At 59.9% G+C, this 14,544-nt stretch carries 13 protein-coding genes; 5 read left to right on the forward strand and 8 right to left on the reverse strand.

Translation table 11 applies throughout. The features are described 5' to 3' along the window. The 4 genes from EJ576_RS26030 to EJ576_RS26045 form a co-directional block, all read left to right on the forward strand. Positions 1–2,074 (forward strand): RHS repeat-associated core domain-containing protein (locus tag EJ576_RS26030; RefSeq protein ID WP_178083569.1); only part of this gene is annotated, 2,074 nt, incomplete at its 5' end. Beyond that, on the forward strand, positions 2,071–2,475 hold the full coding sequence (locus EJ576_RS26035; RefSeq protein ID WP_126571459.1) for an Imm50 family immunity protein: 405 nt from the start codon (positions 2,071–2,073) through the stop codon (positions 2,473–2,475). The genes EJ576_RS26030 and EJ576_RS26035, both read left to right, overlap by 4 nt. Before the next feature lie 78 nt (positions 2,476–2,553). Then, on the forward strand, positions 2,554–2,967 hold the full coding sequence (locus tag EJ576_RS29715; RefSeq protein ID WP_158628961.1) for a hypothetical protein: 414 nt from the start codon (positions 2,554–2,556) through the stop codon (positions 2,965–2,967). A 138-nt stretch (positions 2,968–3,105) separates the two neighbouring features. Beyond that, positions 3,106–3,468: an Mpo1-like protein gene (locus EJ576_RS26045; RefSeq protein WP_010566540.1), complete on the forward strand. Its 363-nt coding sequence runs from the start codon at positions 3,106–3,108 to the stop codon at positions 3,466–3,468. Positions 3,469–3,470: 2 nt separating this feature from the next. Here EJ576_RS26045 and EJ576_RS26050 read toward each other — a convergent pair whose 3' ends face one another. The 3 genes from EJ576_RS26050 to EJ576_RS26060 form a co-directional block, all read right to left on the reverse strand. Next, the gene (locus EJ576_RS26050; protein WP_071496658.1) at positions 3,471–4,268 is read right to left on the reverse strand and encodes an acyl-CoA thioesterase II; all 798 of its coding nucleotides are present in this window, start codon (positions 4,266–4,268) and stop codon (positions 3,471–3,473) included. Positions 4,269–4,358: 90 nt separating this feature from the next. Further along, positions 4,359–5,120: a CHAD domain-containing protein gene (locus EJ576_RS26055; RefSeq protein WP_126571461.1), complete on the reverse strand. Its 762-nt coding sequence runs from the start codon at positions 5,118–5,120 to the stop codon at positions 4,359–4,361. Between the two features lie 44 nt (positions 5,121–5,164). After that, positions 5,165–5,443, reverse strand: coding sequence for a hypothetical protein (locus EJ576_RS26060; RefSeq protein ID WP_003172685.1), 279 nt, complete (start codon positions 5,441–5,443; stop codon positions 5,165–5,167). 216 nt (positions 5,444–5,659) lie between these two features. Between EJ576_RS26060 and EJ576_RS26065 the strand changes: the two genes are divergently transcribed. Then, the gene (locus EJ576_RS26065; RefSeq protein ID WP_028619502.1) at positions 5,660–6,697 is read left to right on the forward strand and encodes a patatin-like phospholipase family protein; all 1,038 of its coding nucleotides are present in this window, start codon (positions 5,660–5,662) and stop codon (positions 6,695–6,697) included. Between the two features lie 57 nt (positions 6,698–6,754). Here EJ576_RS26065 and EJ576_RS26070 read toward each other — a convergent pair whose 3' ends face one another. The 5 genes from EJ576_RS26070 to kdpA all read right to left on the reverse strand — a co-directional run bounded on the left by EJ576_RS26070 (position 6,755) and on the right by kdpA (position 14,541). Next, positions 6,755–7,444: a response regulator gene (locus tag EJ576_RS26070; RefSeq protein ID WP_028619501.1), complete on the reverse strand. Its 690-nt coding sequence runs from the start codon at positions 7,442–7,444 to the stop codon at positions 6,755–6,757. Between the two features lie 37 nt (positions 7,445–7,481). After that, positions 7,482–10,133: a sensor histidine kinase KdpD gene (locus tag EJ576_RS26075; protein WP_126571462.1), complete on the reverse strand. Its 2,652-nt coding sequence runs from the start codon at positions 10,131–10,133 to the stop codon at positions 7,482–7,484. Positions 10,134–10,163: 30 nt separating this feature from the next. Then, positions 10,164–10,709: a potassium-transporting ATPase subunit KdpC gene (gene kdpC / locus EJ576_RS26080; RefSeq protein WP_122725118.1), complete on the reverse strand. Its 546-nt coding sequence runs from the start codon at positions 10,707–10,709 to the stop codon at positions 10,164–10,166. 64 nt (positions 10,710–10,773) lie between these two features. After that, positions 10,774–12,831: a potassium-transporting ATPase subunit KdpB gene (gene kdpB / locus EJ576_RS26085; RefSeq protein ID WP_178083570.1), complete on the reverse strand. Its 2,058-nt coding sequence runs from the start codon at positions 12,829–12,831 to the stop codon at positions 10,774–10,776. A gap of 15 nt (positions 12,832–12,846) precedes the next feature. After that, the gene (gene kdpA / locus EJ576_RS26090; protein ID WP_122725114.1) at positions 12,847–14,541 is read right to left on the reverse strand and encodes a potassium-transporting ATPase subunit KdpA; all 1,695 of its coding nucleotides are present in this window, start codon (positions 14,539–14,541) and stop codon (positions 12,847–12,849) included. Positions 14,542–14,544: the final 3 nt, after the last annotated feature.

The raw sequence follows: 14,544 nt of genomic DNA on the forward strand, positions 1-14,544 counted from the left end.
ACGGGAATACAGCTACAACGCATACGGAAAAATCACCTCCGAGCGCGATGAACTCGGCCACGTCACGCGCTACGAATACGCCGACGGCCTGCACCTGATCAGCCGGCGCATCAACGCTGATGGCACTCAGGTCAAATACCGTTACGACAGTGTGCGGTTATTGCTCACCGAGATCGAAAACGAGGTGGGCGAAACCTACCGACTCCAGTATCACGCCAATGGCCTGATCCAACAGGAAACCGGCTTTGACGGCCAGCGCACAGCTTACCTCTACGACCTCAACGGCAACCTGCAAGAAAAGACCGAACACGGTGACGACGGCAGTCAGTTAGTTACCCGTTACGAGCGCGACTATGCCGGGCGACTCGTAAGAAAAACCCTGCCCGACGGCAACCTGGTCGATTACGCCTACGACCGTCAGGGCAATCTCTTAAGCGTCGAAGATGGCCACTGGGCGTTGGCCTACGAGTACGACAGCCAAAACCGCCTCACCGCCGAACACCAAGGCTGGGGCACGCTGCGCTATGGCTACGACGCCTGCGGACAACTGAACAACCTACGCCTGCCGGACAACAACCGGGTGGCGTTCAACCACGCCAAAGGCGGCCAACTCGAAAAAGTCGAGGTCAATGGGCAAACGCTCACCACTCATCTATTCGATACAGGTCGAGAACACCAAAGAGGCCAAGGAAAGCTGCTCAGCAGTTATCAGTACGACGACCAGGGACGCCTGTTCAACCACGGCCTGTGCGACATCGAAGGTGCTATTTACCGACGCCAGTACCACTACGACACATCCGGCAACCTCACCCGCCTGCTCGACACCCGTAAAGGTGAACACCACTACCACTACGACCCGCTAAACCGCCTCACCCGCGCCGACCACTCCCAACACGTGCAGGAACGCTTTGGCCACGACCCGGCTGGTAACGTTCTCATGCAAGACCGCCCGGGCCCGGACATCGTGGCCGGCAATCGCCTGATGATCCAAGGCGACCATCATTACGACTATGACGCCTTCGGCAACCTTATCCGCGAACGACGCGGCAAAGGCCATCAACTCGTCACCGAATACCGCTACGACTGCCAACACCGCCTGATCGGCATCAAAAAACCCAACGGCCAGACCGCCAGCTATCGCTACGACCCGTTTGGCCGCCGTATCAGCAAAACTGTTGATGGCAGCACCATCGAGTTCTTCTGGCAAGGCGACAAACTCATTGCCGAACACCACGCGGAGTGCCACCGCAGCTACCTTTACGAACCGGACAGCTTCCGTCCGCTGGCGCTGCTGGAAGGCTTCGGTCCGAAGAACACAAAGCCCTACCACTATCAACTCGACCATCTCGGCACTCCACAGGAACTCACCGCTTCCGATGGCGAAATCGTCTGGTCCGCCCATTACCGCGCTTATGGCGAAATCACCCGTCTAGAAATCGCAAAGGTCGACAATCCGCTGCGCTTCCAAGGTCAGTACTTCGACCCGGAGAGCGGACTGCACTACAACCGTCATCGCTACTACAATCCGGATATTGGCCGCTACCTGACGCCAGACCCGGTGATGCTGGCGGGGGGGATCAACGCGTACCAATATGTGCCGAATCCTACGGGATGGATTGACCCACTAGGGTTGAATGCCAACTGCCCACCTAAAGGTACGAAAAGCCCAGAATGTGGCACACCTAAAGAGCCGTCTGCGCCGGAAGTATCAAGGAATGGAGCGTTCAAACAAGCCAAGGCCGATGCGGGAATACCGCGTGCACAACACCCAGATGCCGTACTCGATCCCAGATTAGGGACAATGAGGCAATATTCACAGGTATCAATGAAAGATCAGCAGAAAAACGAAATTCTGGATGCCCGAGGAAGGCCTGTGATGACTCGAGAGTACGAATTCACCCGGGCGGACGGTTCAAAGGTTCTAATTCAAGATCATGGAGCTGGTCACAAGTTTTCAGCACCTGACGGAAAGGGTGATCAAACCGCGCATTTCAATCTTCGACCGAAAAACAGGCCGAGAAATGGAAAATTAGATGGCGCTAGAGACCATTATTATTTCAAGGATAAAAAATGAAATATTGGAACGAGCTAGAAAACACGATTTTCTTCAACAAGGTATTCACTTACCCGGTAGAAATAGGCGAAATAACGCTTTTTTCCGTGACCATTGACAATGACCGACCCAATATCGGTTTAGGTTTCGACATTTCTGAAATTCCTGACGCCCCCCCGGAAAAGTGGATTAAAAAGGGATTTAACACATGCAGAATAGGCCTGGATTGCGGCGGATTGAGCGATGTCAAAATCAAAAACATTCCGACTAGAGAAACGCTAAAAGTCGTGATAACTAAACACGAAACCTATTATGAGTTGCGAGCTACTTCCAAGTCTTCGGCAATCGAGTTAAAAGCCAAATATATTTCTCTCTGCGGTCCAGCCGTATACATTAACGCCCCAGACTCAGCTTGTGGCTAGGTACGCCAAAGCTGTTAAACGGTCACAGAAAGACGATTTCTGCATAGCAAAAGCGAAAAAACTTCTAGAGAATGATAAATGGCAACCCCTCTGACAAAACAATCAGACCTTACAACAAATAACTATAAGAGAGTGCGCGTTTTAGCACTCAATGATCAGATACAAGAAGATATTACGCTGCTCATAGAGGGGACGATCATAAATTGCTTTATTAGTTACTGCCCCTATCAAATAGAAGTTGGGAAATTCTATGACGTGGAGCTGACCATAAACATTCCTGAAGATTATGTGCTTGAGCGTGCTGAGCCGAGCGGCGTGTTGGCCGAAAAGATAGGGCCTGGCTATTTCTATATCCTTTACGGCGAGCTCTATGACGATAAACTTCTCACCTTCACATCGCTGAGCGACGAAGGCATACATTATGACCATCCAGAACTTAACGAGCATTATGTAAAATTAACGGTCGAAAGAATCGACGCCAGCTTTCACTGAAAAGCTTAAAACCGAGCAGTCGTTTACATGGCAGGAGCTTGCAGTCTATGACCCCCATAGCCAGCCCCAATTCGCCCCCTCCTCCAACCCCACCTAAACTCTCTCCATGCTATTTCAACGGACAGAGGATTCACCATCATGGGCAAGCGTCACCCCAATCTCCCCGCCTGGCAATGGCGTAATTACCCGCAGAACCACCAACACCCGACCAACCTGGCGTTGCACCTGATTGCCGTGCCGCTGTTCATCATCGGGTTTCTGTTGATCGTGTCCGGGGTTTTCAGCCTGAGCCTGGCCAGTTTTGCCGTGGGTGTGGTCGGGATTCTGGCCGGCTTGGCGTTGCAGCGTCATGGCCATAGCCTGGAAGCCCAGGCCAGTGAGCCGTTCAGTGACCGTAAAGATGCGGTGCAGCGCCTGGTGGTCGAGCAGTTCGTGACTTTTCCGCGCTTTGTACTAAGCGGCGGCTGGTGGCGCGCCTGGCGGCAGCGCCACCGACATTGAGGTCAGGCGAAGACCACCACGGTCTGGCGGCTGATGGCGATCAACTCGCCGGTCGGGCTCCAGAGGGCGGCAGCGGCATGGCCGTAGCCATCGCGGGCGTGTTCGATGTTGACGTAATACTGGCACCAGTCGAGGGTCGTCAGATCCTGCAAGGGTTGGATGAATTCGATAGTCCAGGTCAGGGTGCTGCCGGGAGCCGGCTTTTTCAGGTGCGGCAGCAAGGCTGGGGGCCAGGCGTCAACCAGGGCGAGGATATGCGCCTCAGTCAGTGGCTCTTCTTTGACATCGCCGCGTAAACGAACCCAACCGCCCATGTCCCGGGATTTATTGCCGGTAAAGGGTAAGCCACCGACACTCCAGCGCATCGCCAAATGACGCATGAACTCGGGGGTAACGCCCTTGATATAGGGCAGTTCCTGGCATTCATCCCAATGTTTGAACACCGGCGGCGCTTCGCTTTCAACCGCGATTTCCGACTCACGGGACGCACCGAAACTGGCCTGTACCAGTGTCGCCACTTCACCGTTCTGCACCACACGGCCAAGCAATTGGCTGACGGCCTTGCCTTCGCGCAAGACTTCGACTTGATAACTGGCAGGAACGTCCGGCGCTACAGGGCCGACGAAGGTGATGGCCAGCGACCGTAGCGGACGATCGGCTGGCACCTGGGCGCGCAGGGCCTCGTATTGCAAGGCAGCCACCAGGCCACCAAAGGTCGCGCGGCCCTGGGCCCATTCGGCGGGGATGGTGACATCCAGCGGGTTGCTGCGGGCGGCGTCGAGCAAATCACTAAAGCGCATGGCGGTCTCACATCAAAAGAAACAGATGAGGGATCTTAACCATCGGGCCAGCCAGGTACAGCGCCTATTCCGGCCAAAAGCCGGACCGGTTTAGAAACAATCGGCGCTGAGTTTATCCAGCACGCGGTCCGCCTGCCCTTCTGCCTTGGCCATGGTACGATGCCACACCGCAACACAAGGTTGCAGATCCGCCTGAAGCTCAGCTTGGGCCAGCCATTGCCAGCAATCGTGCCAATCGCCTAAAGCACCCTGGGCTTTTTTCAGGCGCGACATCGCGTTGGCCGGCAACTTATCCAATTCGGGATAGGCTTCGGCGGCATAACGCACCCGCTTGATCAACAACCGCAGGCGGTGTCGGTCATGATCTGGGTCTTTCAAGGCCTCACCGAGTTTCTGCCATTGTTTGGCCAGACGTTTTTCAATGCGTGGGCGCAGGCCTTTGAGCAATTTCTGATGCTCAGAAGCACGGATGAAACGCGGAAAGGCATCCAGAATCAGCAGCAAATGCGCAAGCTCCGGGCTTTGCGCTACCTGACGATAGGCCTCAGGTTGCAGACGCAGGCGACGGTTGGCGGCCTCGTGATGACCATGCTGGTGCAAATACGCCGCCAGCACCTCACGGTCACGTAGCGGCGTCGTCAATTGGCCGACGGTGCTGGCGGCCAACTCAAGCTGTTCCACCCCTGGCAATCCCCGCAAGGGGCGCAACAAGCTGCGCAGACGGCGCACGGTGGTGCGCAGGTCATGCAAGGCTTCATCGTCGGTGACGGCGGCGAGGCGAGCCTGGCAGCTCAGTAACCCTACTTCCAGGCCAATGACCTGAGCGACTAACTGATCGACCAAAGCTGACATCCTGCCCTCACTGCCTGATGAAAAATCCTACTCGCTGCTGCAGGTCAACGCCCGGCGCGAGACTCACGAATATAGAACCGCGCTTTCTCGGCTTTGTTGGAACAGCCTTCAAACGCTTCAAACTGTTGCTGGGTCTTGGCGCCCGTCAGCAGCGACAAGGCTTTGGAGTAGCTCACCGTGCCAGCAAAGCCTTCAGCCTTGGCAAGATCGAGCTCCTTCCAGGCAGCGTCCAATTGGCTGCCGCAGCTGTCGCGGTATGCGGTCTTCCCGGCACAACCGGCCAGGGCCAGCATGATCACAGGTACACACATCCAGGCTTTCATCGATGACACCTCAAAAAGAAAAAACAGTCGTACGTTGTAGACGTTGCCTACATGGAAAAGTGCCTGTCCTTAGCCTGAAATCGATTGTACCTACAGACCAGAGCATACCCGAGCACCGTGGCTATTCTGGAAAAATTTCGCAGGCCGCCCGCGAAGATTGAAGCCGCCCCCTCAATGGGTGCATTGTGAGACCCTGCCTTGGGGAGGACATGGACCATGAAGAAGCGTGTTGCCTTGGTGCTGGGTTCCGGCGGGGCCCGGGGCTACGCCCACATCGGCGTGATCGAAGAAATCGAGCGGCGCGGCTACGACATCGCTTGTATCGCCGGCTGTTCCATGGGGGCCGTCGTCGGCGGGATCTACGCCGCCGGTAAGCTGGATGATTATCGGAACTGGATTGAAAGCCTCGATTACCTCGACGTGCTGCGTCTGGTGGACGTGAGCTTTCGCCTGGGGGCGATTCGCGGTGAGAAAGTCTTCGGGCAGATCCGCAAGATTGTCGGCGAGATCAACATCGAAGAGCTGCGCATTCCCTACACCGCCGTCGCCACAGACCTGACCAACCAGCAGGAAATCTGGTTCCAGGAAGGTTGCCTGCATCAGGCCATGCGCGCCTCCGCGGCGATTCCCAGCCTGTTCACCCCGGTGATGCAAGGCAACCGCATGCTGGTCGACGGCGGCCTGCTCAACCCGCTGCCCATCGTGCCGGTGGTGTCGAGCCATTGCGACTTGATCATCGCGGTCAACCTCAACGCCACCAACCAGAAGCACTACCATCTGCCGGTGATCCAGCGCCCGCCTGCTTTCAAGAGCCGCTTTAATAACCTGGCCAAGTCACTCGGCTCGCACCTGCCATTTCGCCGCAAACAGGCCGAACAATTAATGAAGTTGGAGCAGGAAGCCTTAGAAGCCCAAGCGGCGGAGATCAACCCGTGGTTGGAGTCGGCCGAGCCGGAATCCCAACAACCCGCCGCCGCACCGGAAAAGCCGGGAGCACCAAAATCAGCGACCGGCTCGTTCATCATCGATAACGTCGGCCCGGCGTCACTGCTGGATTTGATCAACCAGAGCTTCGAGGTGATGCAGACGTCGCTGGCGCAGTACAAGATTGCCGGCTACCCACCCGACGTGCTGATCAACGTACCGAAGCGGGTCTGTCGGTTTTTCGAGTTCTACAAAGCGCCGGAGCTGATCGCGCTCGGGCGGGAAATCGCCAGTGATACGTTGGACCGGTATGAAAGTGAGCAGAGCTGAAAGAGCAGGCGTTGCTGATGGCCTCTTCGCGGGCAAGCCCGGCCAGACGCCTACGTTCTAAGCACTCAACAACCGATACCCCACTCCCGCCTCGGTCACGATAAACCGCGGCTGGGTCGGATCATCTGCCAGTTTCTGCCGCAGGTGGCCCACGACAATGCGCAGGTAGTGGCTGTCTTCGGTATGAGTCGGCCCCCAGATGTCCTTGAGCAATTGTTGCTGGGTAATCACCCGCCCCGGATGCCGCGCCAATTGCGCCAGCACCGCATACTCCTTGCGGGTCAGCGCCACTTCGGCACCGTCCAGCAGCACGCGGCGATAAGCCAGGTCCACCGTCAGCGGGCCAAAACGCAAGGCCGCTTCCTGGGCTTCGCCCGCTGGCGCCTGGCGTAGCAAGGCGCGCACGCGGGCGAGAAACTCCTGAATGCCGAAGGGTTTGGTGACGTAGTCATTGGCGCCACCGTCGAGGGCTTCCACTTTCTGCACTTCGCTCGCGCGTACTGACAGCACCAGCACCGGCACCGTCGACCACTCTCGAAATTCACGCAGCACTTGCTGGCCATCCATGTCCGGCAGGCCGAGGTCGAGCACCAGCAGGTCCGGTTTGCTCAACGCGGCCTGGGCCAAGCCTTCGTTGCCAGTGCCGGCCTCGATCACTTTGTAACCCTGGGAGGCCAGGCTGATGCGCAGGAATTTGCGGATCTGCGGTTCGTCATCAATGACTAAAATCGTCGCGGTCTGGCTCATGGTGCCCCATCAAAATCCGTGAAGAAAACAGGGTAGCTCATGCCTCGCGCTCCAGGCCAGGCTGTGTCGGCAACGGCAGGAACAAGGTGATGCAGGTGCCACGCCCGTCGATACCGTCGGCCACACTGATATGTCCGCCGTGGGCCCCGACCATGCCCTGGCAGATCGCCAGGCCCAGGCCCGTGCCCTGCCCACCACGATCGCCTCGGGCGGCGGTGTAGAACATGTCGAAGATCTTTGCCCGTTCTTCCTCGGGAATGCCTGGCCCCTCATCGGCCACGGCGAAAAACAGCTGATTTTCCGTAACGCCGGCGCTCAGTTGCAAGCGGCCTTGCGGGGGTGAGAAACGTGCGGCGTTTTCCAGCACATTGACCAACGCTTGCTCGATCAACGCGGCATGCACATACAACAAGGGCAACTCAGGTGGCACATCGGTGTTCACCTGCAACGGCGCCAGCACCGCACGCAGACGGCCGAGGGCGCTGCCGACGATATCGCCCGGTGACACCCAGTCCCGTGCCAGTTTCAACGCGCCATGACCGAGGCGTGTCATGTCGAGCAAGTTCTGGATATAGCGGTCCAGGCGCTCAGCTTCATCACGGGTGCCTTCAAGCAACTCGCGGCGATCCTCCAGCGGGATGGCTTCACCGAGCGCCAGCAGGCTGTCGATGCTACCGCGCATGGACGTCAGCGGCGTGCGCAAATCGTGGGACACCGAGGCCAGCAAGGCACTGCGCAGTTGCTCGGTTTCGCCGTGCAATCGAGCGGATTCCAACTCTTGGGCCAGTTGCGCACGCGCCAAAGCCTGGGCCAGCGGTTGGCTCAAGGCCGTGAGCAATCGACGGCGTTGTCCGCTCAACTCCAGGCCGGGTTTTGGACTGACACCCAGCAACCCCAGCGGGCCCTCTTCGCCCGACAACGGCCACCACCACCAACGCCCGAACGGCAAGGTGCCGGTGCCCATACCCGCCGGCTGATCATGCTGCCAAGCCCAATCAGCCGCGGCGCGCTCGGCCTCGGTGAGGGTCAGCGGGCCGCCAGTTTCGATCGTCCAACCACCCTGCCCATCACGATTGACCAGGCACAGGTCCAGGTCGCTCCAGCCTTCCAAATGATGCGCAGCCGCGCTGACCACCGCCTGGCGATCGGTGGCAGCGGTGAGTTTGCGCGACAGGTCGAGCAGCTCGCTGGTTTCTTCCTGAGTGTCGCGCAACGCCTGCAATTGGCGGCGTTGGCGCGCGGCCAGGTTGCCGGTCAGCGCCGCCATCAGCAGGAAGAACAACAGCGTCAATACGTCTTCTTCACGCTGGATGGCGAAGGAAAAATTCGGCGGGATAAACAGAAAGTCATAGGTCAGGAACGACAACGCCGCGCACACCAGCGATGGCCCCAAACTACTGCGCACCGCCACCAGCAACACGGCGGCGAGAAACACCAGCGAGATATTCGGCAGCGGCAGGACACTGGACACCGCCCACGCCACCGCAGCCGCCACCACCGTCGCCACTACCGCGAGCGCATAATCGAACCACACCAACCCACGTACATCCGGCAAGCGTGGTGGCGCCGGGATGTCGTCGCTGTCGAGGACGTTGATTTCCAGGCCGCGTGCATTTCGCAACAACCGTGCAGCCAGGCCACCGCCAAACAAGCGACGCCGCCAACGCATCCGCGACTGTCCCACCAGCAACAGGCTGGCGCGACGTTCAGCGGCGTGCTGGATCAGCGTCTTGGCCACCTCCCCCGCCCGCAGCAGCACTACCTCGCCCCCCAGACGCTCGGCCAGTTGCTGAGCATTCTGCAAACGCAACCGGGACTGCTCATCGCGCGCACGGCCGTTATCGATATGCACCAGGCTCCACGGCAAATGCCGACGCTGGGCAACCCGGCTGGCATGCCGCACCAGGCGCTCGGCCTGTGCATCGCCATCCACCCCCACCAACAAGCGACCACGCACCGCCGGAGCGGCCTGGCCGAGTTGGCGATAGCCCTGGGCCAAATCGTCATCGACATGGGCGGCGGCGGTTTGCATCGCCAACTCGCGCAAGGCCATGAGGTTGGTCTGGGTGAAAAACGCATCGATGGCCGCGCGGGCCTGTTCGGGCACATAGACCTTGCCGTCACGCAGGCGCTCCAGCAGCTCGCGGGAAGGCAGGTCGATCAGCAGCAGTTCGTCAGCCTCTTGCAACACCCAGTCCGGTAGGGTTTCACGCACTTGCACGCCGGTAATGCCGCGCACTTGGTCGTTGAGGCTTTCCAGGTGCTGGACGTTGACCGTGGTGAATACGTTGATGCCGGCGGCGAGCAATTCCTGGATATCTTGCCAGCGCTTTTCATGGCGACTGCCGGGCGCGTTACTGTGGGCCAGCTCGTCCACCAGCACCAGCTTGGGCTTGGCGGCGAGCAGGCCGTCGAGGTCCATTTCTTCAAGCATCACGCCACGGTATTCGCTGCGCAGCAAAGGCTGTTGCGGCAGGCCGCTGAGCAAGGCCTCGGTCTCGGCGCGGCCATGGGTCTCGACCACACCGGCAATCAGCCGCACGCCTTGGCGCAACTGAGTGTGCGCTGCCTGGAGCATGGCATAGGTCTTGCCCACCCCCGGCGCGGCGCCGAGGAAGACTTTGAGCCGGCCACGGCCGTCCCGGGGCAGATCGGCTAATAAGGCATCGGCGCGGCCGGAGTCGCTCATGCGGGCAGTGTCCTTCAGGTATTGATCGGGTTACAGCTTTTCCAGGGCCATGTTCAGCGCCAGCACATTCACCACCGGCGGCCCCACCAACGGGCTTTCGATATGCTCATCGAGCAAGCGCTGCAAGGTCGACACCGGCACATTCCGCGCCGCCGCCACCCGCGCCAGTTGATAGGCAATCGCTGGTGGTGGCAAGTGTGGATCAAGACCGCTGCCAGAGGTAGTCAGCGACGCCAAAGGTACGGGCCCCTGGCCGGGTACCAGTTGTTTGTTTGCCTCATCGATGATGCGCGTCGCCAGCGCCGGGTTACTGGGACCAAGGTTGCTGGCACTGCTGGAAACCGTCGCGTAAGCGCCCGCCGATGGGCGTGGGTGGAACCAGCTGTCACCGGTAAAATCCTGGGCGATCAGGCTGGAGCCGCGCACCTTGCCACTGTCATCGCGTACCAGGCTGCCATTGGCCTGGTACGGGAAGGCGACTTGGGCGACGCCAGTCACGACCAGAGGGTAGGCGACGCCGGTGATCAGGGTCATGAGTACCAGCAGGCTCAGGGCCGGGCGGATCATGTTGGACATTTCGGATTCCTCAATTCGGTCATTGCAACCTGTGGGCACCCAGCTGGCACCCACAGGATTCGGGTCAAACCAGGTGCAACGCAGTCAGCAGCATGTCGATCGCCTTGATGCCCACGAATGGCACCAGGATCCCGCCCAACCCGTAGATCAGCAGGTTGCGGCGCAGCAACGCCGCCGCACTCGCCGCTTGCACACGCACACCGCGCAGCGCCAACGGAATCAGCACCACGATGATCAATGCGTTGAACACAATGGCCGAGAGAATCGCGCTCTGTGGGCTCTGCAGGTGCATCACGTTGAGCACGCCCAATTGTGGGTAGATCGAGGCGAACAGCGCCGGCAGGATCGCGAAATACTTGGCCACGTCGTTGGCAATGGAGAAGGTGGTCAGCGCGCCACGGGTCACCAGCAATTCCTTGCCGATCTGCACCACGTCCAACAGCTTGGTCGGGTCGCTGTCGAGGTCGACCATGTTGGCGGCCTCGCGGGCGGCCTGGGTGCCGTCATTCATTGCCATGCCGACGTCAGCCTGGGCCAGCGCCGGAGCGTCGTTGGCGCCGTCGCCACACATTGCCACCAAGCGGCCGTCGTTCTGTTCATGACGAATGCGCGCGAGTTTTTTCTCCGGGGTGGCTTCGGCCAGCACGTCGTCGACGCCCGCTTCGGCAGCAATCGCTGCGGCGGTCAGCGGGTTGTCGCCAGTGACCATCACGGTGCGAATGCCCAGCTTGCGCAGCTCGGCGAAACGCTCACGGATGCCGGGCTTGACCACGTCCTTCAGGTGAATCGCACCGAGCAACTTGCCATCAGCACACACCAGCAACGGCGTACCGCCGCTTTGGGCGATCTTGTCGATTTCCCGCGACAGTGCTGGCAGCAAGTCGCGCCGTTGCTGACCGATGAACGCCAGCAGCGAATCCACCGCGCCTTTGCGGAACACCCGGCCCTGGTAGTCGACACCGGACAAACGGGTTTCCGCACTGAACGGCACAGCGGTCAGCTCATCCGCAGAGGGCTCGGCCTGCGGATGCAAGGCGCGCAGGTATTCGACGATGGATTTACCTTCCGCCGTGTCATCCGCCAGGGAGGCAAACAACGCGCCTTCGGCCACTTCCTTGCCGCTGACGCCAGGCGCTGCGACCACCGCCGCACACCGACGGTTACCGAAGGTGATGGTGCCAGTCTTGTCCAGCAGCAACACATGCACGTCGCCCGCCGCTTCCACGGCGCGGCCGGACTTGGCGATCACATTGAGGCGCACCAGGCGGTCCATGCCGGCGATGCCGATGGCCGACAGCAAACCACCAATGGTTGTAGGAATCAGCGTAACCAGCAGTGCGACCAGGAACACCAGGGGCAAGCTGCCATTGGCGAAGTGGGCGAAGGGTTGCAGGGTCACCACCACCAACAGGAAGATCAGGGTCAGGCCGATCAGCAGGATATCCAGCGCGACTTCGTTGGGGGTTTTCTGGCGTTTGGCCCCTTCCACCAAGGCGATCATGCGGTCCAGGGTCGACTCACCCGGGTTGGCGGTGATGCGGATCAGCAGCCAGTCCGACACCAGGCGGGTGTTGCCGGTGACGGCCGAACGGTCGCCACCGGACTCGCGGATCACCGGTGCGGATTCGCCGGTGATCGCCGCTTCGTTGACCGCCGCGATCCCTTCGATGACTTCGCCGTCACCGGGGATCATTTCCCCGGCGGCAACGCGTACCACATCGCCTTTGCGCAGGCTGGTGGCCGGCACGACCTTGAAGCTGCCATCGGCCTCTTTGCGACGAGCGCTCAGGCCTTCACTGCCAGCCTTGAGGCTGTCGGCACGGGCCTTGCCACGCCCTTCGGCCAAGGCTTCGGCGAAGTTGGCGAACAGCACGGTGAACCACAGCCAGACCGCGATTTGCACCGCGACATAGGTGGGCACGGCGGTGTCAGGCACGAAGCACAGCACGGTGGTGAGGATGGCCGTCAACTCGACCACCAGCATCACCGGCGAGCGTTGCAGTTGACGCGGATCCAGCTTGACGAACGCCTGGACCAACGCCGGGCGCCACAGGGCGGAGATGGCAGTTTTGGCGGGCTCCTGGGGTTGCACCGGAGCCGCATTTTTTGCAGGCATATTCATTTTCATATCCCTTTACTAGAAGCCCATGCTCAAGTGTTCAGCAATGGGGCCTAACGCCAGCGTTGGCAGGAAAGTCAGGCCGCCCACCAGCAAAATGGTCACGGTCAACAGGGTCACGAACAGCGGGCCGTGGGTTGGGAAGCTGTTCTGGCCAATCGGTGCGGTCTTCTTCATCGCCAGGCTGCCGGCCAGGGCCAGTACCGGGAGGATGTAGCCAAAGCGACCGATCAACATGCCCAGGCCCAGCATCAGGTTATGAAACGGCGTGTTGGCACTGAAGCCGCCGAACGCCGAGCCGTTGTTGGCACTGGCCGAGGTGTAGGCATAAAGCAACTGGCTGAAACCATGAGGGCCAGGGTTACTGATGGCACCGGCCGGACCTGGCAGGCTCGCGGCAATGGCGCCGAGCACCAGCACGCCAACCGGCATGACCAGCAAGGTCACCACCAGCAATTGCACTTCCTTGGCCTGCAGTTTCTTGCCCAGGTATTCCGGCGTGCGACCAATCATCAGGCCGGCGAGGAACACCGCGATCAGCACGTTGAGCAACATGCCGTACATACCTGCGCCGACGCCGCCAAAGATCACTTCGCCGACCATCATGTTGACCAGCGCAACCATTCCGCTAAGGGGGTTGAGGCTGTCCTGCATGCCGTTGACCGAACCGTTGGACGCCGCCGTCGTGGTCACCGACCACAGCACCGTACCGGTGGTGCCAAAGCGTGCTTCCTTGCCTTCCAGCGGCGCGGTTTGCTCCACGGCGGGATTGTTCAGGGTCGGGTTGGGCTGGTATTCGGCCCACAGCGAGGTCGCGCCACCAATCAGGAACAGAGCCAGCATGCAGCCAAGGATCGCGCGGCTTTGGCGCAGGTCCTTCACGTAGTGGCCGAAGGTGAACACCAGCGCCACCGGGATCAGGATGATTGCCGCCAGCTCGAACAGGTTGGCCCAGGCAGTCGGGTCTTCAAACGGATGCGCCGAGTTGACGCCGAAGAAGCCACCGCCGTTGGTGCCCAATTGCTTGATCGCAATCTGGCTGGCCGCCGGGCCCAGGGGAATCACTTGATCCACACCCTGCATCGTCACCGCATCTACATAGTGAGCGAAGGTTTGCGGTACGCCCTGCCACACCAGGAACAACGCCAGCACCAGGCACAACGGCAGCAGGCCATAGAGGGTGGCGCGGGTCATATCAACCCAGAAGTTACCCAAGGTCTTGGTGGATTTACGACCGATCCCACGGCACAAAGCGACCAGCACTGCCAGACCGGTGGCCGGACTGACGAAGTTCTGCACGGTCAGGCCCGCCATCTGGCTGAGATAACTCAGGGACGCCTCACCGCTGTAGGACTGCCAGTTGGTGTTGGTCATGAAACTGACCGCCGTGTTGAAGGCCAAGGTCCATTCCTGACCTGGCAATTTCTGCGGGTTCAGTGGGAGATAGTCCTGGAACAACAGGATCGCGAACAACAGCACAAAGCCTGCGAGGTTGAACGCAAGCAAGGCCAGCATGTATTTCTGCCAGCTTTGTTCTTGATGCTCATCCACGCCGGACAAGCGATAACAGGCACGCTCCACCGGGCCAAATACCGGCGTGAGCCAGGTGCGCTGCCCTTCCATCACCTTGTAATAGAACCGCCCCAGGAACGGGGCCGGCACCAGCACCACCGCAAAGAAGGCAATGATCAGCCAATAGTCATAACTGTGCATGGC

Origin of the sequence: Pseudomonas sp. C 49-2, assembly GCF_003970195.1 — a bacterium.
Classification (GTDB): domain Bacteria; phylum Pseudomonadota; class Gammaproteobacteria; order Pseudomonadales; family Pseudomonadaceae; genus Aquipseudomonas; species Aquipseudomonas canadensis.

Excerpts from the sequence above, each read along its gene's own strand:
- EJ576_RS29715 (WP_158628961.1), top strand. The coding sequence starts at position 2,554 with ATGGCAACCCCTCTGACAAAACAATCAGACCTTACAACAAATAACTAT.
- EJ576_RS26070 (WP_028619501.1), bottom strand. The coding sequence starts at position 7,444 with ATGAGCCAGACCGCGACGATTTTAGTCATTGATGACGAACCGCAGATC.
- EJ576_RS26045 (WP_010566540.1), top strand. The coding sequence starts at position 3,106 with ATGGGCAAGCGTCACCCCAATCTCCCCGCCTGGCAATGGCGTAATTAC.
- EJ576_RS26075 (WP_126571462.1), bottom strand. The coding sequence starts at position 10,133 with ATGAGCGACTCCGGCCGCGCCGATGCCTTATTAGCCGATCTGCCCCGG.
- EJ576_RS26055 (WP_126571461.1), bottom strand. The coding sequence starts at position 5,120 with ATGTCAGCTTTGGTCGATCAGTTAGTCGCTCAGGTCATTGGCCTGGAA.
- kdpB (WP_178083570.1), bottom strand. The coding sequence starts at position 12,831 with ATGAATATGCCTGCAAAAAATGCGGCTCCGGTGCAACCCCAGGAGCCC.
- kdpC (WP_122725118.1), bottom strand. The coding sequence starts at position 10,709 with ATGTCCAACATGATCCGCCCGGCCCTGAGCCTGCTGGTACTCATGACC.
- EJ576_RS26060 (WP_003172685.1), bottom strand. The coding sequence starts at position 5,443 with ATGAAAGCCTGGATGTGTGTACCTGTGATCATGCTGGCCCTGGCCGGT.
- EJ576_RS26065 (WP_028619502.1), top strand. The coding sequence starts at position 5,660 with ATGAAGAAGCGTGTTGCCTTGGTGCTGGGTTCCGGCGGGGCCCGGGGC.
- EJ576_RS26035 (WP_126571459.1), top strand. The coding sequence starts at position 2,071 with ATGAAATATTGGAACGAGCTAGAAAACACGATTTTCTTCAACAAGGTA.
- kdpA (WP_122725114.1), bottom strand. The coding sequence starts at position 14,541 with ATGCACAGTTATGACTATTGGCTGATCATTGCCTTCTTTGCGGTGGTG.
- EJ576_RS26050 (WP_071496658.1), bottom strand. The coding sequence starts at position 4,268 with ATGCGCTTTAGTGATTTGCTCGACGCCGCCCGCAGCAACCCGCTGGAT.